The organism is Nocardia vulneris (assembly GCF_001613425.1).
GTDB lineage: Bacteria > Actinomycetota > Actinomycetes > Mycobacteriales > Mycobacteriaceae > Nocardia > Nocardia vulneris.
In genome coordinates this window covers 388,631-408,383 of sequence record NZ_BDCI01000002.1, presented here as the reverse complement: position 1 = coordinate 408,383, position 19,753 = coordinate 388,631, and the positions used below count along the sequence as shown (strand labels likewise).

Here is a 19,753-nt window from a genome sequence, read left to right as displayed (position 1 = left end):
GTTCACCGTCCATCTCTCGGGGCGTGTCCTTCGGTTCGCCCTGGGATCAGTGTGCCCTGAGACACACTCCCGCGCCTCTCGACAAAATGGTGAATCAGCCGCCCACTCTTCGCCGTTCTGTACACTGCACGCGATGGCTGTACCGATTAGCTGGGTGTTGTCCCAAGCGGATCTCGCACTCCGGCTCCGGGGCGGCGCCGGTGGTGTCGGCCGCGAGGTCGATCTCGTGCTCACCACCGAACTGGAAGATCCCTTTCCCTGGCTCTCCCGCGGCGAACTTGTGCTCACCACCGGTATGCGGTTGCCGCGCAGCAGCCGGGAGCGCGCGGCCTACCTGCGCGCGTTCGACGACTGCGGGGTGGCGGCGGTCGGCTTCGGCACCGGCCTCACCTACGCCGAAGTGCCCGCGGATCTGATCGCCGCCGCCGATGCCATCGGTATCCCGCTGCTCGAGGTGCCGTTGCCGACGCCGTTCGCGGCCGTGGTCAAGAAGGTGTCCGCGCGCGTCGCCGAACTCCAGTACGACGCGCTGCTACGGGCCTCGCGCGCACAACCGCGAATGACCAAGGCGCTGCTCAAATCGGGCGCGCGGGCGATCGTCCGGGAACTGGCCGGCTCGCTGGCGGCGACGGTGCTGATCGTCGACGCGGCGGGCACGGTGACCGAATGTCATCCGGAGGCGCCCTCGGACGCACTGCTGCGCGCGGTCCGGGCCGCCCTCGCCGCCGACCCGGCCACCGCGGCCAGCAGCGTGCGGACCGATACCTCCGGAGCCTCGATCACACACCAGCGGATCGGTGTCGACCGCCGCTCGTTCGGCGAACTGGTGGTGGTCAGTCCGGCACCGCTGAGCGGTGTGGATCAGATCCTGCTGGGGCACGCGAACTCTTTGCTCGCCTTGGATTTCGCGAAACCGGTTCGGCTGCAGGCGGCGCAGCAGCAGCTCAACAGCCAGGCGCTCGCCTTGGCGCTGAGCGCGGAAACCGATCTCGCTCCCGCCTGGGCGCAGCTGCTGCCTGCCGCCGACGCGCACGGCCGGATCCGCGTGCTCGTCGCCGAATGCGATTCGGCCGCAACGACGTCCGACGTTCGTGAAGTGGTGGCGGCGGCGCTGCACGCGGCCGGGAACCCGGTGTTCCTGTTTGCGGTGGACCAGCGGGTATCGGTGGTGCTGCCCGGCTCCGAGGGTGTCTCGTTCGCGCGCCGCCTCGTGCTCGAGCTCGGCTCGGCCCGCAAGCTCACCCGGATCGGGCTGAGCGGCGGACATCGGCTGCGTGATCTCGGCGTGGCGGCGGCCAACGCGACGCGGGCCGCCTCGGTGGCCGAACGCGGCAGCGCCCCGGTGGAATTCGACGCGATGACCGGCCGCTCGCTGCTGGCGTTCGACGCGACCAGGCAGGTGCTCGACGCGATGGCCGACACCGTGCTCACCCCGCTCGTCGAGCACGACCGGAGCAACGGCACCGACTTGCTGAACGCCTTGCACACCTTTCTGGAGGCGAACGGACAGTGGGAGTCGGCCGCGGCGACGCTCGGCGTGCATCGGCACACACTGCGCAAGCGCATCGCCTTCGTCGCGGACCTGCTGGCCTGCGACCTCGACAACGCCAGGGTGCGGGCGGAGCTGTTGCTCGCCATCCTGGTGCGCCGCTCGTGACGGTGTCCGCGGCGCTCCTGCGGAAAATTCGACGGATTTCGTTGCCGAGCGGGTAACCAGGTGCCGGATCGGACCGTCGACACCACGGTCCGACGCTTGTCGGTCTCCCGGTGTTCGGGCAGGATGCCGGGCGTGAGCGACCAAGAATCGAGCCGGACGGCGCCGGTGCTGGATGACACCTCGAAGAAGATCATCGCCCAGTTGCAGGAGGACGGGCGGCGCGCCTACGCGACGATCGGCAAGGCCGTCGGGCTGTCCGAGGCCGCGGTGCGGCAGCGGGTGCAGAAGCTGTCCGACGCCGGGGTCATCCAGATCGTCGCGGTCTCGGATCCGTTGCAAGTGGGACTGTTTCGGCAGGCGATGGTCGCGATCACGGTGGACGGGCCGCTGCAACCGGTCTCCGACGCGCTCACCGCGATGGACGAGATCAGCTATGTGGTCGAATGCGCGGGCCGTTACGACGTGCTGTGCGAGGCGGTCTGTGCCGACGACGCGGCGCTGCTCGACCTGGTGTCGAATCGGCTGCGCACGCTGCCCGGTGTCCGGCACGCCGAGATCATGATCTACCTCAAGCTGCGTAAACAGACCTATCAGTGGGGGACGCGCTGATCCGTGCAACGAAATCCGTAGTTCAGATCGGCATTTTTCGCCGTATCGATCGGCGGGCGAGTATTTCGCAACGGATCTAGTTGCAGGCCACGGTGTGATGTGGGATAACCGAAAACATGACCGCTATCACCGATCTGTCCGCCGTGGGCTCCAGCGACTCGGCCCGCGTCGTCCGTGACCATCTCTGGATGCACTTCACCCAGCAATCCGAGGACGCCGATGCCGAGACGCCGGTGATCGTGCGCGGTGAAGGAGCCTACATCTGGGACGCCGCCGGCAAGCGCTACCTCGACGGGCTCGCGGGCCTGTTCGCGGTGCAGGTCGGCCACGGCAGGGCCGAGCTCGCCGAGGCCGCGGCCCGCCAGACCCGGGAACTGGCCTACTTCCCGCTGTGGGGATACGCGCATCCGAGGGCGCTCGAGCTGGCCGAGCGCCTGGCCGTGGCCGCCCCCGGCGACCTGAATCGGGTGTTCTTCACCGTCAGCGGCGGCGAATCCGTGGAAACCGCATGGAAACTCGCGCGGCAGTACTTCAAGCTCGTCGGCAAGCCGACCAAGCACAAGGTGATCAGTCGGTCGATGGCCTACCACGGCACCTCGATGGGTGCCCTGTCGATCACCGGGATCCCCGGCGCGAAAGCGGATTTCGAGCCGCTGGTGCCCAGCACCGTGCGGGTGCCGAACACCAACTTCTTCCGTGCCACCGAGCACACCGACGATTACGACGCCTACGGCCGCTGGGCCGCCGACCGCATCGAAGAAGCGATCCTGTTCGAAGGTCCCGAGACCGTCGCCGCGGTCTTCCTCGAACCGGTGCAGAACACCGGCGGCTGCTTCGTCCCGCCGCCCGGCTACTTCCAGCGGGTCCGGGAGATCTGTGACCGGCACGACGTGCTGCTCGTCTCCGACGAGGTGATCTGCGCGTTCGGCCGCCTCGGATACGATTTCGGCGCAAAGCGTTTCGGCTATCAGCCCGATATCCTCACCACCGCCAAGGGGCTCACCTCCGGGTATGCCGCACTCGGTGCGGTGCTGGTCAGTGATCGGGTGGCCGAACCGTTCCGGCACGGCGCCACGTTCATGCACGGCTCCACCTACGGCGGCCACCCGGTCGCGTGCGCGGTCGCCCTCGCCAACCTCGACCTCATCGAGCGCGACGGCATCTACGAGCATGTGCTGGCCAACGAATCCCGGTTCAAGTCGACCCTCGACAAGCTCACCGATCTGCCCATCGTCGGCGAGGTGCGCGGCGCGGGATACTTCTACGCGGTGGAGCTGGTCAAGGATCGAAATACCAAGGAGCGCTTCACTGATGAAGAAGCGACCCGCATCCTCAAGGGCTACGTGTCGAAGTCGCTGTTCGACGCGGGCCTGCACTGCCGGGCCGACGATCGTGCCGAGCCGGTCATCCAGCTGGCTCCGCCGCTGATCTGCGAGCAGGCCCAGTTCGACGAGATGGAACAGATCCTGCGCGAAACCCTCACCGGCGCATGGTCATTGCTCTGACCCGTAGCATCGGCTGGACGAAGGGGAGACCCGGATGACGAACACCGGCGACTACGCCGATCTGATCCTGCTCGCCGAACGGGTGCACACGCTCGATCCGGCGCGGCCGCACGCGCAGGCAGTCGCGATGAAGGGCGACCGCATCATCGGCGTCGGCGGCCCGGCCGATATCCGGGACTGGCGCGGAGCGCGGACCGAGGTCATCGACCTCGGCGCCGCGACCATTACGCCCGGTCTGGTGGACGGCCACGCCCATCCGCTGGTCGGCGCGGATATGACCAACGGTGTCGACCTGTCGTCGGTGTCGACCGTCGACGAGCTGATCGCGGCACTGCGCGCCGAGGGCGTCGCGCCGGTCGACGGCTGGCTTCGCGGCTGGGGGCTGGACCCGAATGTATTTGCGGACCAGCCGATTACGTTCGAGCCGCTGCTCCGGGCCGTCGCCGAGACGATCCCGGTGTACCTCGACCTGAACGACGCGCATTCGGCGCTGGTGAACCCTGCCGCGCTGCGGGCGGCGGGTGTGACCGGTCACCGCGAGTTCGATCAGGGTGCGCGCATCGTCTGCGACAGCGACGGCCGGCCGACCGGGCACCTGCTCGAACCGGCGGCGATGGACCTGGTGCTCGACGTCGCCCCGGTGGCCCCGATGCGCGTGCGCCGTGACCGCGTCGCCGAGGTGCTGCGGGGGATGGCCGCGACCGGACTCACCGCCGCGAATGTGATGGACTTCGACGGCGACAGCGAGGAATTGATCACCGGACTGGCCGAGGAACTCGCGCTGCCCGTCCAGTTGCGGTTCGCGCCACGCTGCCACCCGGGCACCGGGCGCGCCGGGCTCGAGCACATCGTCGACCTGCAGCGCCGCGGCGGCCGCCGGTGGCAGGTCGACGGGGTGAAGTTCGTCATCGACGGCACCATCGACGGTGGCACGGCATGGCTGGACGAACCCGACAGCCATGGCGAATCGACGGTGCCGTTCTGGCCGGACCCGGCACAGTATCGAGAAGCCGTGCACTACTTGGCCGCTCGTGGGGTGCCGACCGTCACCCACGCGATCGGCGACGCCGGCGTCCGGTACGCGCTGGAGACGCTCGCGGCTGCCGCGCTGCCGTCGTCCGGCGTGCGGCATCGCATCGAACACATCGAAACCATTCCCACCGAACTCGTCGCCAAATTCCGGGAATACGGGGTGGTCGCGAGCATGCAGCCGACGCACTGCAGTCACTTCACGCGCGCCGATCACACCGACAACTGGTCGGTGCGATTGGGCGACGAGCGGGCGAGCCGCGGGTTTCGCACCCGCGATCTGCGTGATTCCGGGGCCACGGTCGCGCTGGGCTCGGACTGGCCGATCGGCCCCTACGACGCTCGCGCCATTCTCGCGGACGCGCAATTGCGCCGTCCGGCAGGACGTTCGGCGGTCGAACCGGTTTCTCCGAAGCAATCGCTCACTGCGGCAATGGCTTTGGAGGGCTACACCTCGCATGCCGCGCGCGCGGCGGGACGGGAGGGCACGGCCGGGCGAGTGGCGATCGGTGGCACGGCCGATCTGACGGTGTTCTCGCTCGATCCGCTGGTTGTCCCGCCCGATGAATTGGCCGCTGCGCCGATCGCTTTGACGGTCGTCGCCGGAGCCGTGGTGCACCGCGCCGAGTTCGCTTGAAGTCGTTGTGTGACAAGGGAGTAACGAACGATGACAGTCAGCGCCACACTATTGACTGAATATTCAGTTGAGAATACCGTCACCTCATGAAAGAGCATGTGGACCCGACCAGCGATCGGGTCGGCCGGATCGAACAAGCAGGCGTCGAATATCTTCCGGAGGCGGCCCGGGATTCGTCGCCGTGGAATGTGGCCGCGGTATTCCTGGGCAGCGGATTCACCTGGACCGCGGTGATCTACGGCTGGGTGGCGATTCAACTCGGACTGTCGTTCTGGCAGGCGCTGCCCGCGCTGCTCGTCGGCGGGCTCATCGGTGCCCTCGTGGTGCTGCCGACCGCGCTCATCGGTCCGCGCACCGGGACCAACATGACCGTCGCGAGCAGTGCCGAGTTCGGCATCCGCGGGCGCTTCATCGGTTCCGGGCTGGCTTTGGCGACGGCCGTCGTCTTCGGCGCGATCACCGTGTGGACCAGCGGTGACGCCCTCGTCGCGGCCGGCGCCCGGTTGCTCGGGACGCCCGACGCCGGGTGGGTGCGCGGGCTCGCCTACGGCGTGATCGGCGCCGCGATGGTCGCGATCGCCCTGTTCGGGCACGCCACTATCGTTGCGGCACAGAAGATCATCGTCCCGGTGGTCGGGCTGCTGATGCTCGCGGGGGTCTTCGCCTTCGCGGGCCGTTTCGACGCGGACGCGGCGGCGGGGGAGTACGCCCTCGGCGGATTCGTGCAGACCTGGGTGGTGGCCGTGGTGATCTCCGCGTCCGGGCCGATCTCGTATGCGACCACGATCGGCGACTACACCCGCCGGGTATCGCATCGACGGCACAGCGACCGCCGGATCGCGGGAGCGCTCGGGCTCGGCCTGTACTTCGGCGGCATCATTCCGGCGACGTTCGGTGCGTTCACCGCGTCGACCCTCACGAGCAACACCGGCTCCTACACCACAGATCTGGTGGCCGCGGCGCCGCTGTGGTTCACCTTCGCGATCGTGGTGATCTCGATCCTCGGCGGCTTGGGCCAGGGCGTGCTGTGCATCTACGGCAGCGGGCTGGACCTGGAGGGGGTGTTCCCGCGATTGCTGCGCGTGCAGACCACGATGATGACCGCGGCTCTGGTCGTCGTGTTGCTCTACGTCGGCGTCTTCGTCTTCGACGCAGTGGATTCGGTGAGCGCGGTCGCGGTGATCCTGAACGCCGTGGTCACGCCGTGGGCGGTGATCATGGTGATCGGCGCGCTGCGCCGGCGCGTGCACGGCTATGACGTCGTGGATCTGCAAACCTTCGCGCAGGGGCGCACCGGCGGTCGATACTGGTACACCGGCGGCTGGCAGCTCGGCGCGGTGGTGGCGTGGGCCGCGGGCGCGATCGTCGGCGTGCTGGCGGTCCACACCACGGTGTACACGGGTCCGATCGCTTCGATAGCGGACGGGATCGACATCAGCATGATCGGTTCCGGACTGGTTGCCGCGGCGGTCCACCTGGTCGCCTCGCGGACTCGGACCACCTCGGCCGCATCGGTTCCGCTGCCACGGGCGGTGTCCGGGTTCAACGAAAGCATGAATTTTCGTCCCACCCATCTTGACTGAATATTCAGTTATGCATAACGAGAAGGCAGGTAGTGATGACCGAGCAGACCTTCGTGGTTACCACCGCGCCGACGCCGCCGGTGTCGCCCGCGCGCGTCGCGCCGAGCGACCGCACGCCGCTGCGCGTCGGACTTGTTCAGCACCAATGGGTTCCGGAGGCGGAGGCGTTGCGCGCGACGCTGTACGACGGCATCGGCCTGGCCGCCGCCGAGGGCGCGCGTGCGGTGTTCCTACCGGAACTGACGCTGTCGCGCTATCCCGCCGATGTGCGAGCAGCGGCGAACCCGGGCGCGGCGGCCGAGGATCTGCGGACCGGGCCGACGTTCACCTTCGCCGCTGCCGCGGCCCGCGCGCACGGCGTCGCGGTGCACGCCTCGCTGTACGAAAAGGCCCCCGGCCCAGACGGTCTCGGCTACAACACCGCGATACTGGTCTCGCCCGAAGGGGATCTGATCGGCCGGACCCGCAAGGTGCACATCCCGATCAGCGACGGCTACTACGAAGACACCTACTTCCGGCCCGGCCCGGCCGAGGACGCCTATCCGATCTACCGGCCCGCCGTGCTGGATGGTGCCGCCATCGGCCTGCCGACCTGTTGGGACCAGTGGTTTCCCGAGGCCGCCCGGATGTACTCACTCGGTGGTGCGGAAATCCTGGTGTACCCCACCGCGATCGGGTCCGAGCCGTCGTTCCCCGGCTTCGACACCCAGCCGCTGTGGCAGCAGGTCATCGTCGGAAACGCCATCACTGCAGCCACTTTCATGATCGTGCCGAATCGGTTCGGCGACGAGGGCGGTGTCACCTTCTACGGCTCTTCGTTCATCGCCGACCCGTATGGCCGGGTGCTCGCACAAGCGCCGCGGGACCGCGCCGCCGTGCTGGTCGCCGACCTGGATCTGGATCAGCGCAAGGACTGGCTCGGTCTGTTCCCGTTCCTCACCACGCGCCGGCCCGATACCTACGGCCGGCTCACCGCGCCGGTCGATCGGGACCACGCCTTCGGCGCGGATCAGGTCGGAAGCCGGGCGTCATGAGCTGGGTGATGCCGTCGGAAACGGCACCGCAGGAACGGATCTGGATGGCCTTTCCGCCGCTGGGCGCGAGCGTGTTCGCCACGGCGGAATCCGCGCACGAGGCGCGCGAGGCCTGGGCGCGGGTGGCGCACGAGATTCTCGAGTTCGAGCCCGTCACCATGGTCGTCGACCCGCGCGATCGGCAGGCGGCTCGAAAGTATCTGTCGGACATGGTCGATGTGCTCGAAGCGCCGCTCGATGATGCCTGGATGCGCGATATCGGCCCGTCCTTCGTGCTCGACGCGGGCGGCGGCGGGCTCGGTGCCGTCGACTGGACCTTCAACGGCTGGGGCAGGCAGGAGTGGGCGAACTGGGCGCGTGACAGCGAGATCGGTGCGACGGTCGCCCGCGCGGCGGGCGCCGAAACGATCGGCTCCGAGCTGGTCAACGAGGGCGGCGGCATCCAGGTCGACGGGCTCGGCACCGTACTGGTCACCGAGACAGTGCAACTCGATCCGATGCGCAATCCGGGACTCGACAAGGCCGCGGTCGAAGCCGAATTGGCGCGCACCATCGGCGCGCGGCACGTCATCTGGCTGCCGCGCGGCCTGACCCGGGACAACGAGCAGCACGGCACCCGCGGGCACGTCGATATCGTCGCCGCGATTCCCGCGCCCGCAACCCTGCTGGTGCATGCTCAGCGCGACACCGCGCACCCGGACTGGGCGGTGACCCGCGAACTGCTGGCACTGTTGCCGGACACCACCGATGCCGACGGCCGGGCTTGGGAGATCGTCGAACTCCCCGCTCCGCGGGTGCTCCGGGATCGCGAAGGCTGGGTGGATTACAGCTATGTCAACCACCTCGTCGTCAACGACGGCGTAATCGCCTGCGGCTTCGGCGATCCCAATGACGACGTGGCCCAGGGCATCCTCGCCGAGATGTATCCGGGCCGGCAGGTGCGGACGGTCGATGCCCGGGAGTTCTTCGCCCGCGGCGGCGGCATCCACTGCATCACCCAGCAGCAGCCGAGGGTGCCCGACTGAAAGTTCAGTTGGGCTATGTTGGTTCGGGAAACGGAGCCGACCGACTGGAGCACACTGCGATGGCGAGCCGACGCGAAGCGATCCTGCGGGCGAGTGCCAAGGCGATCGCCGAGCGGGGTGTGCGCGGGCTGCGCGTACACGATGTCGCCGAGGCCGCGGGCGTCTCGCCCGGCCTGCTCTACTACTACTTCAAGGATCGGGACGGCCTGCTCGCCGCCGCGCTGACCTATATCAACGACCGGGCCCGCGAATCCGGAACCGCCAGTGAGGGTTCGGATTCCCCGCTGGACCGGCTGCACGCGCACGCGCTCGCCGACATCCAGGACGAGCCCGAGGTGTTCGAGAACGCGTTGGTCTGGCACGAATTACGGGCGTCGGCGGTCTTCGAAATGCCGCTGCGGGCACCGCTCGCCACGACCTCGCGGCAGTGGGACGCGGAGATCGCCGACGCGATCCGGCTGGCGCAGGCGGCGGGCGACGTGCCGCAGTCCGTGGATCCGAAAGCCATGGGCCTCATCGTCACCGCGCTGACCGACGGCCTGTCCGCCCGCTGGCTCTCCGGCGAACTCAGCACCGAGCAGGCGCGCGCGCACCTGACGATCGCGCTGAAAGCCCTCCTCCCCGCGACGAATCGAGCGTCCGCGGACCAGGGGTGACACGACGCGACGGCCGCCGCGCCGGGAAAGCATGACACGCGGGGATTTTCGACTGAATAGGCCGAAAAGCTGACATCGGCGATGAGATCTGATAAAACATCGGCCGTACTAGAGGTTGCTCCTCCGCTTACGTCCACGCCACGCCTACCGTGCGGTAGGTAGAAGGACGGCGCGGGGGAGCTGTTCGCATGCAAGCGGGCCGCGAAGGTGCTGTACGGGCCCTGATCTCAGCACAACCCGGTGACCTCGAGGAGAGCCCGTTCGTGTCCGTATACCTCTATAAATGGGGAAAGTTCGCCTTCCGCCGCAAGTGGATCGTGCTGCCGCTATGGCTGGTCCTCCTCGGTGCGCTCGGTGCCGGCTCGCATCTGCTGAGCAAGTCGATGAGCGACGAGTTCAGCATGCCCGCGCTGCCGTCGGAACGCGCGACCGAAATCCTGGACAAGCAGTTTCCGGGCATGTCCGCGCAGTTCGGCATCGACGCCGTCAGCGGTACCTACGTGCTCGCGGCGCCCGCCGGCACGAAGCTGACCGACAAGGACAACAGTGCCGCCATCGACGCGCTGATCACCGATCTGCGGGCACTGGTGGTCGGGGACGATCGGCACCGGCTCGTCGCCGAAAAGGCCGGGGCGGCTTTGCAGAACCCGGTCGCGGCGACCCAGGCGATGGGCTGTCTGACCACCGCCGACCCCGCGACATGCGCGGGCGCCCCGCTCAACGTGCTGAGCAAGGATGCCCCGGCGACCGTCGCCGTGCTCACCGTGCCGTTCGACATCGCCTCGTCGATGGACATCACCGACGAGCAGCGCCGGCTCGCCTACGCCGTGGCCGACCCGGCCCGGGCGCGCGGAGTGGTGGTCGAACTCGGCGGGTCCATCGCCCGCGAGCAGGAACAGCCCAGCGGGCAGGCCGAACTGATCGGCATGGGGGTGGCGCTGGTCGTCATGGTGATCGCGTTCGGCGCCATCGTGGCGGCGTTCGTGCCGATCATCACCGCCATCGTCGGCCTGGGTGCCGCGATGCTGGTGATCTCGCTGGGCACCGCGGTCGTCGAGGTGCCGAGTTTCACGACGTTCCTGGCATCGATGATCGGTATCGCGCTGTCGATCGACTATGCGCTGTTCATCGTCTCCCGGTACAAGCACGAATTGCGTGTCGCGGCGAATCCCGAAGAAGCGGCCGGTATTTCGGTGGGTACGGCCGGATCGGCGGTGGTGTTCGCCGGGCTCACCGTGATCGTCGCGCTGGGCGCGCTGAGCATCGTCGGGGTGAACTTCCTGACGTTCATGGGTCTCGGCGGTGCCGTCGCCGCGTTCTTCGCGGTGCTCACCGCGATCACGCTGATGCCCGCGTTGCTCGGCGCTTTCGGCCGTTTCCTGTTCAAGCCGAAGCTGCCGCTGGTCGCGCGGCACGACCCGGAGGACGACACCTCGGTCACCAACGGCATGCGGGTCGGCCGCCTGATCGGCAAGCGGCCGTGGCTCGCGCTGATCATCGCGGTGGCCGCGTTGGCGGCACTCGCGACGCCCGCGCTCCAGTTGCAGCTGGGTCTGCCCGGTGAGGACAGCCTGCCCACCGAGTCCACGGCCCGGCAGGCCTACGACATCCGGACCAGTGGCTTCGGCGAAGGGAGCAACGGCGTTCTCACCGTGGCCGCCGACCTGGAGCAGGTGCCGGAAGCCGAGCGCAAGGCCGCGGTCACCGCGCTGCGCGACCGGCTCGCGGAGTTCCCGGAGATGGATTACGTCACCACACCGCAATTCAGCGCGAACGGGCTGGGGGCGATGCTCAGCGGGGTGCCGAAATCGGGTCCGAACGATCAACACACCAAGGATCTGGTGCGCGACGCGCGCGCCGCCGAAGGCGAACTGAGCGAGCGCTACGGCATCCGTTACGGCATCACCGGCACCACCGCCATCTATGCCGACATGGACCACGTCCTGCTCGGCAAGATCGTGCCCTACCTGGCGATCGTCGCGGGCGCGGCGTTCGTGCTGCTGATCCTGGTGTTCCGGTCCATCCTGGTCCCGCTCACCGCGGCGCTCGGCTTCCTGCTCTCGATGGCGGCCACCTTCGGCGCCACCGTCCTGATCTTCCAGGAAGGCAGCTTCGGCCTGATCGCCGATCCGCAGCCGATCGTCAGCTTCCTGCCGATCATGTTGATCGGCTTGGTATTCGGGCTCGCGATGGACTATCAGGTGTTCCTGGTGACCCGCATGCGCGAGGAATTCGTGCACGGCAAGTCGCCGCGCGACGCCATGATCGCCGGGTACCACCACGGTGCGCGCGTGGTCACCTCGGCGGCGATCATCATGATCTCGGTGTTCGGTTCCTTCCTGCTGGAAACCGACGTGACCGCGAAATCCATGGGGTTCGCGCTGGCGGCCGGCGTCGCCATCGATGCCTTCGTGGTGCGCATGGTGCTGGTGCCGGCCCTGCTGGCGATCATGGGGCGGGCGTCGTGGTGGCTGCCGAAGTGGCTCGACCGCATCCTGCCCGACATCGATGTCGAGGGCGCGAAGCTGCGGGCGTTGCCGCGCAAGCGCTCCGGTGCGGCCGAGCTCGAGCCGGGCGGGGGCGAAGCGGAGCCTGCGCTCGACGCGGCGGTGAATGCCGGTGCGGTGCAGCAACTGCCGGACGTGGAAAGCGGACAGTTCGTCGCGTCGGCCGGGCGCACGATCTTCGGGCGGGTGTGCCGCGACGACGGGTATCCGGTGCCGGACGCCGCCCTGACGCTGATCGACCAACGCGGGCACCAGGTTTCGCGGGCGGCGGCGGATGATGACGGCAACTACGCGATCGAGCCGCCCGCGCCGGGCGGCTACGTCCTGATCGTCTCCGCGAACCGGCATCAACCCGCCGCGGTGAATGTCACTGTCGCCGCGGACGGTACGCACCACGTCGACGTCACGCTGCAGGGATCCGGCGAGCTGTCCGGTGTGGTGCGCACCGCCGCCCGCGAGCCGGTGGCGGAGGCCACGATCACCGTGACCGACCTGCGTGGTGAGGTGGTCGGAGTGGCGGTCAGCGCGACGGACGGTGGTTACGCCTGCAAGGGCGTGCTGGCCGGAACCTACACGCTGGTGGCGGTCGCCGCGCGGATGCGGCCCACCGCGACGACGCTGACCGTACCCGACAGCGGCCGTTTGCGTTTCGACGTCGAACTCGCGCCGATGGCGATGCTGTGGGGTACGGTGCGCGCGAATGGCCGCGCGGTCCACGACGCCCGGATCACCGTGCTCGACTGGTCCGGCACGATTGTCGGCACCGCCCACACCGACGAGGACGGCCGCTACGCGGTGGCCGATCTGCCGGAGGGCGAATACACCGTCGAGACCCGGGGCTACCCGCTGGTGACCGGTCAGGTCACCATCACCGGCAGCCAGGTCGGCCACGACGTCCGCCTGGGCTTCGACATCGACCAACACGCGGAAATGTCCTGAGCCACCGTCGCCGCCGAGATCTCGGGTCGCTCATCGGGGTGCGGCGATCGGTGGGCGGGGAAGGGGTTCGGGCAGGGTCAGGGCGGTGTGTGCGGGGCGGCCGGTGTGCGGGGGCAAGGTGGTGAGGCTGCGGAGTCTGGCGTTGCGTTTCGCCAGAGCTTCGGCGGTGGTGGGGAAGAGGGCGGCGTCGCCCGCGCCGACCAGGGCCTGATTCTGTTCCACGAAACCACGTAGGCCGCGCTCGTAGGCGGCGAAAGCCGCGGTGTGGTCGTGGTGGGCGGCCAGGGAGTGGGCGAGCAGGTAGGCGCCGACGAGAGCAAGGCTGGAGCCTTGCCCGGTCAGGAACGACGGGGCGTGCGCGGCATCGCCGAGCAAGGCGGATCGCCCGCGGGTCCACCACGGCATGCGCACCTGACTCACCGTGTCGAAGAAGGCATCGGGCGCGTTGCGCAAAGCGGCGACCATGGCCGGGACCTCCCATCCGTCGTTCGCGAAAGTGGCTGCGACGAGCTCACTCTGCGCCGCGGGGTCGCGCAGAACCGCGTACGGCGGTATCGGGTGCGCGAAATTGAGGAAGGCGTGTAGTTCGTTGCTGTCTTCGACCGCGTAGAGCGCAGCGCCGCGTCCCGGTGTGTTCCAGATGACCGCTTCGTGCGAGAGCCCGAACGTGTTGGGCATGGTGAAGATGGCGAAGCAGTAGCCCAGGTAGCGGTGGAACTGTTCCGCCGGCCCGAACACGAGTTCCCTTATCCGCGAATGTAATCCGTCGGCACCCAGGACCAGGTCGAAACTGCGCTGGACGCCGCTGCGGAAGGTGACGTCGACGCCGTGCCCCTGGTCGGTGAGCGTGGCGACGGAGTCGTCGAAGATGAACTCCACGTCGTCACGGACCTTCGCGTACAAGGCTTTCGACAGGTCTGCGCGCGACACCTCGAGGTCACGCCCCTCGACCCCGCCGACCACCGCCTGCGGGTGCACCACCGCCGCGGTCGTCCCGTCGGCGTTGCGGAAGGTCAACCGGCGTGACTCGATATGCGCCCGCTGCAGCTGCGGCAGGATTCCCATCCGGCGCGCGACCTCCACCGCGGTGCCCCGCACGTCGATCGGGTATCCGCCGCTGCGCACGCCGGCCGACTTCTCCACCACGGTCACCGCGAACCCGTAGCGGTGCAGCCAGAACGCGACGGCGGGACCGGCGATGCTCGCCCCGGACACCAGAACCGTGGTTGTCGATGCGGTCTTACAGTTCATTGTCGAACTCCTGAATCGAGACGGTCACACGAGGCCGCGGCGGGTGTTGCGGGCGAGGACGACAGACAGCACGGCGGCGATCACGAACGCGCCGGAAGCGAGCGCGATACAGCCGAAGACGCCGGTCGCCGAATTCACCGTCGCGCCGTCGACGACCACGGTGGTCGAGTCGAGCACGGCCGCGCCCACGAAGTTCAGCACCACCGACCCGATCGAAACCATGACCATGACGAGGCTGGAGACGATGCCCTGCCGCTCGGTCGCCGCCAAGCTGCCTGCCATGTTGAACCCGGCCGTGCCGAGCGCGCCCACCGTGACGCCCAGCAAGAAGGCGAAGCACAGCGCGGCGGCCAAGTGCGAAGCGCCGAGGAACATTCCGAAGGTCACCACCGTGCCGAGCACGATGGCGCCGGCCAAGGTCGACGCCGGCCCGATGCGCGCCGCGAGCCATCCGGCACCCGGACCGCCGAGCATCACGCCGAGTCCCGGCGCCGCGAGCAGCAGCGCCACCGATCCCTGGTCGGCCAGTCCGTACCCGAGGTGCTGATCCGCCGAGACGTCACCGATGAGCGGGATGAGCTGAAGCATGCTCTGGTAGGAACCGGCGCCGAGGAAGACGACGAGCAGCGTGAGCACCAAGGGGCCGTTGAGATCCCGGATGTCGATGAGGGGATCGGGCTTTCGATTCGAGACCAGGAACCAGCGGGCCAGCGCCGCGCCGCCGCCGAAGAGCAGCGCCAGCGGGCCCGCGGCGAGCCAGCCGAGATCCGAGCCGAGGCTGATGTAGCTGAGCACCCCGGCGAGACCGCCGCCGAGCAGCAGCGCGCCACCGACGTCGATCCTGCCGGGTGTCTTGACCAGGGATTCGGGCACGATGCCGCGCACGAAGATCGCCATCGCCACCGCGACGAAAGCCGAGACGAGGAACAGGATTTGGAAGCCGTAACGCACGGCCAGTTGCTCGATGAGGAACCGGGACGCGATGTTGAGCACCGCCGACCCGGAGGTCACGATCCCGACGATGATCATTCCGATCCGGGGCGCGCAGACGCTGCGAACGATCGCGACGGAGAGGAACACCGCCGCCAGCGCCGCCCCTTGCAGCATGCGTCCGGGCACGAAGATCCAGATGGTGGGGGCTACGGCGCACACGAGCGCGCCCACGCCGCTGACCAGCAGGGTCAGCACGAGGACGGTGCGTTTGCCGTAGATATCGGCGCTCTTGCCGAGCAGCGGCGCCCACATCACGCCGGCCAGCATCGCGGTGGCGTTGAGCCACGCCGCCTGGTGGGTATCGAAATGGTCGAGCATCTCCGGCAGGACGAGCAGCGGCGCGGTGATGGCCGAATCGACCACGAAATTCACCAGGGCCAGTACCGCCACCAAGCCGATGAGCTGCGCGTTCCAGCTCGAGTGCAGTCCGGTGCCGGTACTTCCGGACACGCTCCGGTGCATCAGGGACTCCTTGGTACGGGCGCGCGTCGGAGCGACGCACAACCAGTTAAGATACGATCAGGTTTCTTAATTGCGAGAGTAGGCTACGCGATAAGAAACGTCAAAGGATCTAAGGAGTGCGGTGTTACGACGGCGCGGCGAAGCGCTCGAGGCGGCCATCCTCGAGGCGACGTGGGAGGAGCTGAGCGAGCGGGGTTACGCGAACCTGACCATCGATGCCGTCGCCCGGCGAGCCGGTACGAGCAAGCCGGTGCTGTATCGGCGCTGGGCCGACAAACGGCAGCTGGTCGAGGCGGCGGTGGTGCGCCGCAACGTGATTCAGCTGATCGTGCCGGCGGACACCGGGTCGCTGCGCGGTGATCTGCTCGCCACGCTCACCGCGGCGAGCGAGAAGCAGGGACCGTTTCTGGCCCAGCTGAGCCTGCTGCTCGCGGGCTACTTCGCGGAGACCGAGACCAGTTTCGCCGAACTGCGCGAAATGATCGTCGCGGGCCGGCGCTCGGGGCGCGACGAGATCATGCAGCGGGCGATCGAGCGGGGCGAACTCGATCCCGCCAAGCTCACGCCGCGCATCGCGGCACTACCCTTCGACCTGCTCCGCGCCGAGACGATGATGACGCTGCGACCGGTCGCGCCCGAGGTGATCGAGGAGATCGTCGACACGATCTTCCTACCGCTGGTGCGCTAGTTCGTGCGCCGACGGCGCGGACACCCAACCCCTCCCTCTTCAACATATATCGCACCCGGGGGCTTGCGGCAAGGCCCGGGTGGTGTCGCAGAATAACCGGCCGGAAGTCCTAACCTGCGGAAATGGGGTATTGCGAAGTGCGTGTGCTGTTGACGACGTGGGGATCGCGCGGGGATGTCGAACCGCTGGCAGGGCTGGCGGTCGCGTTGCGGGAACTGGGCGCGCAGGCGCGGGTGTGCGCGCCGCCGGACGACGAGTTCGTCCGATTGCTGGAGCGGGCGGGCGTGCCGCTGGTGCCGCTGGGCCCGACGGTGCACTCGATCGTCGCGAACCCGAAGCCGCCGACCGCGCAGGACGCGTTCCAGCTCGCGCCCGCGCTGGTCGCCGCCCGGTTCGAGACGCTGATGACAGCCGGCGAGGGCTGCGACGCCTTGCTGGCGACCGGGCTGATGCCCGCGGGTGCCCGCGACGTGGCCGAAAAGCTGGGCATGCCTTATGTTCTCGCGTGCTTCCATACCCTCGGCCTGCCGTCGCAGCACTTCCCGCCGGGGCGGCGGCCGGGTACGCCGTCGCCGGACGGGGAGACCGACAACCGGGTGCTGTGGCGGCAGGACGCCGAGCGGGTGAACGCCCTGTACGGGGACGCACTCAACAAGCACCGGGCAGCCATCGGCCTGCCGCCCGTCGACAACGTCCGCGATTATGTGTTCACCGACCGGCCGTGGCTCGCGGCGGACGAGACGCTGTGCCCGGCCGGCGGAAAGACCGACCTCGACGTGGTGCAGACCGGCGCGTGGATCCTGCCGGACCACCGCCCGCTCCCGGACGAGCTGGAAGCTTTCCTGAATGCCGGTGCGCCACCGGTGTATGTGGGCTTCGGCAGCATGGCGTCCTACACCGCGACGGATATCGCCCGGGTCGGTATCGAGGCGGTCCGCGCGCAGGGCCGTCGAGTCCTGCTGGCCAGCGGGTGGGCGCAGCTCGCGCCGATCGATGACGCCGCCGACTGCTTCGTCGTCGGCGACGTCAACCAGCAAGCCCTGTTCCCCCGGGTGGCGGCGGTGGTGCACCACGGCGGCGCGGGTACCACCACGACGGCGGCCCGCGCGGGTGCGCCGCAGGTGATCGTGCCGCACATCGCCGACCAGCCGTTCTGGGCGGCGCGCATAGCCGAGCTGGGAATCGGTGCGGCACACCAGGGCTCGACCCCGACCGTCGACTCCCTGTCCGCTGCCCTCGCCACCGCGCTGACACCCGGCACCCGCACCCGAGCCGAATCCGTCGCCCGAAACGTCCGCGGCGACGGTGCCACGGTAGCCGCGAAAATGCTCCTCGACCTGGCGGCCGGGAACGGTCGGTCGTAGGCCGCCGGCCTCGGCGGGCAAGGCCCGCCCTGGTTACGCTCCGTCGGGTGGCTTGTCGTATGCGACGCGTAGGTCGATCGCGCCCGAGCGGATCAGGTCGGTGACCACCGCGATCTCGGGAGCGAGGTGGCGATCGGGTCCGGGGCCGGGGACGTACTCGCGCAACAGGTCTCGGGCGGCGGCCGTGGCCGGGGCCGGGCGTAGCGGTGCGCGGTAGTCGAGAGCACGTGCGGCGGTGAGCAATTCGATGGCGAGCACCGTGGTGAGCCCGTCGACCGCGCGGCGGAGTTTGCGTGCGGCGGCCCAGCCCATCGACACGTGATCCTCCTGCATGGCGCTGGTGGGAATGGAGTCGACCGACGCCGGTGCGGCACAACGCTTCAGCTCCGACACCACGCCGGCTTGCGTGTACTGGGCGATCATATAGCCGGAGTCGACCCCGGGGTCGGCGGCCAGGAAGGCCGGGAGGCCGCGGGAGCGCTGCGGGTCGAGGAGGCGATCGGTGCGCCGCTCGGCGATGCTCGCGACGTCCGCGACCGCGATGGCCAGGAAGTCCGAGACGTAGGCGACGGGCGCGCCGTGGAAGTTTCCGTTCGACTCCACCCGTCCGTCCGCCAGGATCACGGGATTGTCGATCGCCGAACACAATTCGCGTTCGGCGACGCCTTCCGCGTGCGCCAGCGTGTCCCGCGCCGCGCCGTGCACCTGCGGCGCGCACCGCAACGAGTACGCGTCCTGCACGTACGGGCAGTCCGCGCCGCGGTGGCTCGCCACGATCTGCGACCCGGCCAGGGCGGCGTGGATGCGGCCGGCCGATACCGCCTGGCCGGGGTGTGGCCGCAGCGCTTGCAGTTCGGCCGCGAAGACGCGGTCGGTGCCGAGCAACGCCTCCACGCTCATGGCGGCGGCGAGATCGGCGAGGTCGAACAGCCGGCGCAGGTCGGTGATCGCGAGCACCAGCATGCCGAGCATGCCGTCCGTCCCGTTGGTGAGTGCGAGTCCCTCCTTCGCCTCGAGGGTGATCGGGGTGAGCCCATAATCCCTGAGCGCCTGCGACATCGGCCGTTCCCCCGCGGACCCGGGCCACGGGCCGTCGGCAGCGCCCAGCGCGGATCCCTCGCCCATCAGCGCGAGCGCAACGGCGGCCAACGGCGCGAGGTCGCCCGAGGCGCCGAGCGAACCATGTTCCGGCACAACGGGAATCAAGCCGCTGTCGAGCAGTGCGGCCAAGGCCGCCGCGGTCGTGGGACGTACGCCGGTGCGACCGGACATGAGGGTGCGCAGTCGCAGCAGCATCATCGCCCGCACCACTTCCGGCTCCACCGGTGCGCCCGCTCCCGCGGCATGCGAGCGGATCAGCGAGCGCTGCAACTCGATACGGCGCTCCGGCGGAATGTGCTGCCGCTCCAGCGCTCCGAAGCCGGTGGTGACACCGTAGACCGGCCGCGCGTTCTGTGCCAGCTCGTCGATATGCCGGCGAATCTCGGACAACCGTTGTAGCGCAGCCGATTCGAGTTCTACCGGGACGCCGTGTCGCGCGACGGCGACCACGTCGTCGAGCGTCAGTGCTGTCGTGCCTACCAGCACCTGCCGGGTTCCGATCGTCATGGGCACTATTCCAGCGGTTTCCGGCTTTCGGATCGAGGGTTATGAACCCGTCGATGTCATGAGGTGTTTCACATCGACCGACGTACCGGCTGTGTGGTATTTCGCGTGCGCGACGCGCAAATGCAACGATATCGCGGGGCCACCGGAGTGCGGGCGTCATTTTTCGATAATCGGAAACGCCGACGTGCTGAACAAAATTCAACGAT

At 68.7% G+C, this 19,753-nt stretch carries 14 protein-coding genes and 1 pseudogene; 12 read left to right on the top strand and 3 right to left on the bottom strand.

What is annotated here, in order from left to right; translation table 11 throughout:
• Positions 1-133 precede the first annotated feature (133 nt).
• The 10 genes and pseudogenes from NVU01S_RS03670 (at position 134) to NVU01S_RS45400 (ending at position 13,181) form a co-directional block, all read left to right on the top strand.
• Positions 134-1,657: a PucR family transcriptional regulator gene (locus NVU01S_RS03670; RefSeq protein ID WP_043664858.1), complete on the top strand. Its 1,524-nt coding sequence runs from the start codon at positions 134-136 to the stop codon at positions 1,655-1,657.
• 123 nt (positions 1,658-1,780) lie between these two features.
• Complete coding sequence (locus NVU01S_RS03665) at positions 1,781-2,266, top strand: Lrp/AsnC family transcriptional regulator (protein WP_162184235.1); 486 nt, start codon at positions 1,781-1,783, stop codon at positions 2,264-2,266.
• Between the two features lie 116 nt (positions 2,267-2,382).
• Positions 2,383-3,771 (top strand): aspartate aminotransferase family protein, encoded by a 1,389-nt coding sequence (locus NVU01S_RS03660; protein ID WP_043664856.1) that lies wholly within the window; start codon positions 2,383-2,385, stop codon positions 3,769-3,771.
• Between the two features lie 34 nt (positions 3,772-3,805).
• Complete coding sequence (locus tag NVU01S_RS03655) at positions 3,806-5,437, top strand: amidohydrolase (protein WP_043664854.1); 1,632 nt, start codon at positions 3,806-3,808, stop codon at positions 5,435-5,437.
• A gap of 86 nt (positions 5,438-5,523) precedes the next feature.
• A complete protein-coding gene (locus NVU01S_RS03650) occupies positions 5,524-7,020 on the top strand; it encodes a purine-cytosine permease family protein (protein WP_043664852.1) in 1,497 nt (498 codons plus the stop codon).
• A 35-nt stretch (positions 7,021-7,055) separates the two neighbouring features.
• The gene (locus tag NVU01S_RS03645) at positions 7,056-8,054 is read left to right on the top strand and encodes a nitrilase-related carbon-nitrogen hydrolase (RefSeq protein WP_043664849.1); all 999 of its coding nucleotides are present in this window, start codon (positions 7,056-7,058) and stop codon (positions 8,052-8,054) included.
• A complete protein-coding gene (locus NVU01S_RS03640; RefSeq protein WP_043664846.1) occupies positions 8,051-9,079 on the top strand; it encodes an agmatine deiminase family protein in 1,029 nt (342 codons plus the stop codon). Before NVU01S_RS03645 ends, NVU01S_RS03640 begins: the two co-directional genes overlap by 4 nt.
• 59 nt (positions 9,080-9,138) lie before the next feature.
• Positions 9,139-9,735, top strand: coding sequence for a TetR/AcrR family transcriptional regulator (locus tag NVU01S_RS03635; protein ID WP_043664843.1), 597 nt, complete (start codon positions 9,139-9,141; stop codon positions 9,733-9,735).
• Between the two features lie 263 nt (positions 9,736-9,998).
• A pseudogene (locus NVU01S_RS03630) lies at positions 9,999-12,305 on the top strand (MMPL family transporter); the annotation flags it as partial.
• Between the two features lie 39 nt (positions 12,306-12,344).
• Positions 12,345-13,181 carry an MSCRAMM family protein gene (locus tag NVU01S_RS45400; protein ID WP_244467122.1) on the top strand — a complete coding sequence of 279 codons (837 nt, stop codon included), beginning with the start codon at positions 12,345-12,347 and terminating at the stop codon, positions 13,179-13,181.
• Positions 13,182-13,211: 30 nt separating this feature from the next.
• Here NVU01S_RS45400 and NVU01S_RS03625 read toward each other — a convergent pair whose 3' ends face one another.
• Together NVU01S_RS03625 and NVU01S_RS03620 are read right to left on the bottom strand one after the other, a co-directional pair.
• Entirely contained in the window at positions 13,212-14,432 is a 1,221-nt protein-coding gene (locus NVU01S_RS03625; RefSeq protein WP_043664840.1) for an FAD-dependent monooxygenase, read from the bottom strand.
• Between the two features lie 24 nt (positions 14,433-14,456).
• Positions 14,457-15,887: an MFS transporter gene (locus tag NVU01S_RS03620; RefSeq protein WP_043664838.1), complete on the bottom strand. Its 1,431-nt coding sequence runs from the start codon at positions 15,885-15,887 to the stop codon at positions 14,457-14,459.
• 121 nt (positions 15,888-16,008) lie between these two features.
• Between NVU01S_RS03620 and NVU01S_RS03615 the strand changes: the two genes are divergently transcribed.
• Positions 16,009-16,575, top strand: coding sequence for a TetR/AcrR family transcriptional regulator (locus NVU01S_RS03615; RefSeq protein WP_043664835.1), 567 nt, complete (start codon positions 16,009-16,011; stop codon positions 16,573-16,575).
• Between the two features lie 122 nt (positions 16,576-16,697).
• Positions 16,698-17,939 (top strand): glycosyltransferase, encoded by a 1,242-nt coding sequence (locus tag NVU01S_RS03610; RefSeq protein ID WP_244467115.1) that lies wholly within the window; start codon positions 16,698-16,700, stop codon positions 17,937-17,939.
• 33 nt (positions 17,940-17,972) lie between these two features.
• Here NVU01S_RS03610 and hutH read toward each other — a convergent pair whose 3' ends face one another.
• Positions 17,973-19,547, bottom strand: a complete 1,575-nt coding sequence (gene hutH / locus NVU01S_RS03605; protein WP_043664833.1) for a histidine ammonia-lyase — start codon at positions 19,545-19,547, stop codon at positions 17,973-17,975.
• Positions 19,548-19,753: the final 206 nt, after the last annotated feature.

Coding starts and splice junctions, on each gene's coding strand:
- NVU01S_RS03610 (WP_244467115.1), top strand. CDS start 16,698: ATGGGGTATTGCGAAGTGCGTGTGCTGTTGACGACGTGGGGATCGCGC.
- NVU01S_RS03665 (WP_162184235.1), top strand. CDS start 1,781: ATGCCGGGCGTGAGCGACCAAGAATCGAGCCGGACGGCGCCGGTGCTG.
- NVU01S_RS03635 (WP_043664843.1), top strand. CDS start 9,139: ATGGCGAGCCGACGCGAAGCGATCCTGCGGGCGAGTGCCAAGGCGATC.
- NVU01S_RS03620 (WP_043664838.1), bottom strand. CDS start 15,887: ATGCACCGGAGCGTGTCCGGAAGTACCGGCACCGGACTGCACTCGAGC.
- NVU01S_RS03660 (WP_043664856.1), top strand. CDS start 2,383: ATGACCGCTATCACCGATCTGTCCGCCGTGGGCTCCAGCGACTCGGCC.
- NVU01S_RS03670 (WP_043664858.1), top strand. CDS start 134: ATGGCTGTACCGATTAGCTGGGTGTTGTCCCAAGCGGATCTCGCACTC.
- NVU01S_RS03625 (WP_043664840.1), bottom strand. CDS start 14,432: ATGAACTGTAAGACCGCATCGACAACCACGGTTCTGGTGTCCGGGGCG.
- NVU01S_RS03655 (WP_043664854.1), top strand. CDS start 3,806: ATGACGAACACCGGCGACTACGCCGATCTGATCCTGCTCGCCGAACGG.
- NVU01S_RS03640 (WP_043664846.1), top strand. CDS start 8,051: ATGAGCTGGGTGATGCCGTCGGAAACGGCACCGCAGGAACGGATCTGG.
- hutH (WP_043664833.1), bottom strand. CDS start 19,547: ATGACGATCGGAACCCGGCAGGTGCTGGTAGGCACGACAGCACTGACG.
- NVU01S_RS03650 (WP_043664852.1), top strand. CDS start 5,524: ATGAAAGAGCATGTGGACCCGACCAGCGATCGGGTCGGCCGGATCGAA.
- NVU01S_RS03645 (WP_043664849.1), top strand. CDS start 7,056: ATGACCGAGCAGACCTTCGTGGTTACCACCGCGCCGACGCCGCCGGTG.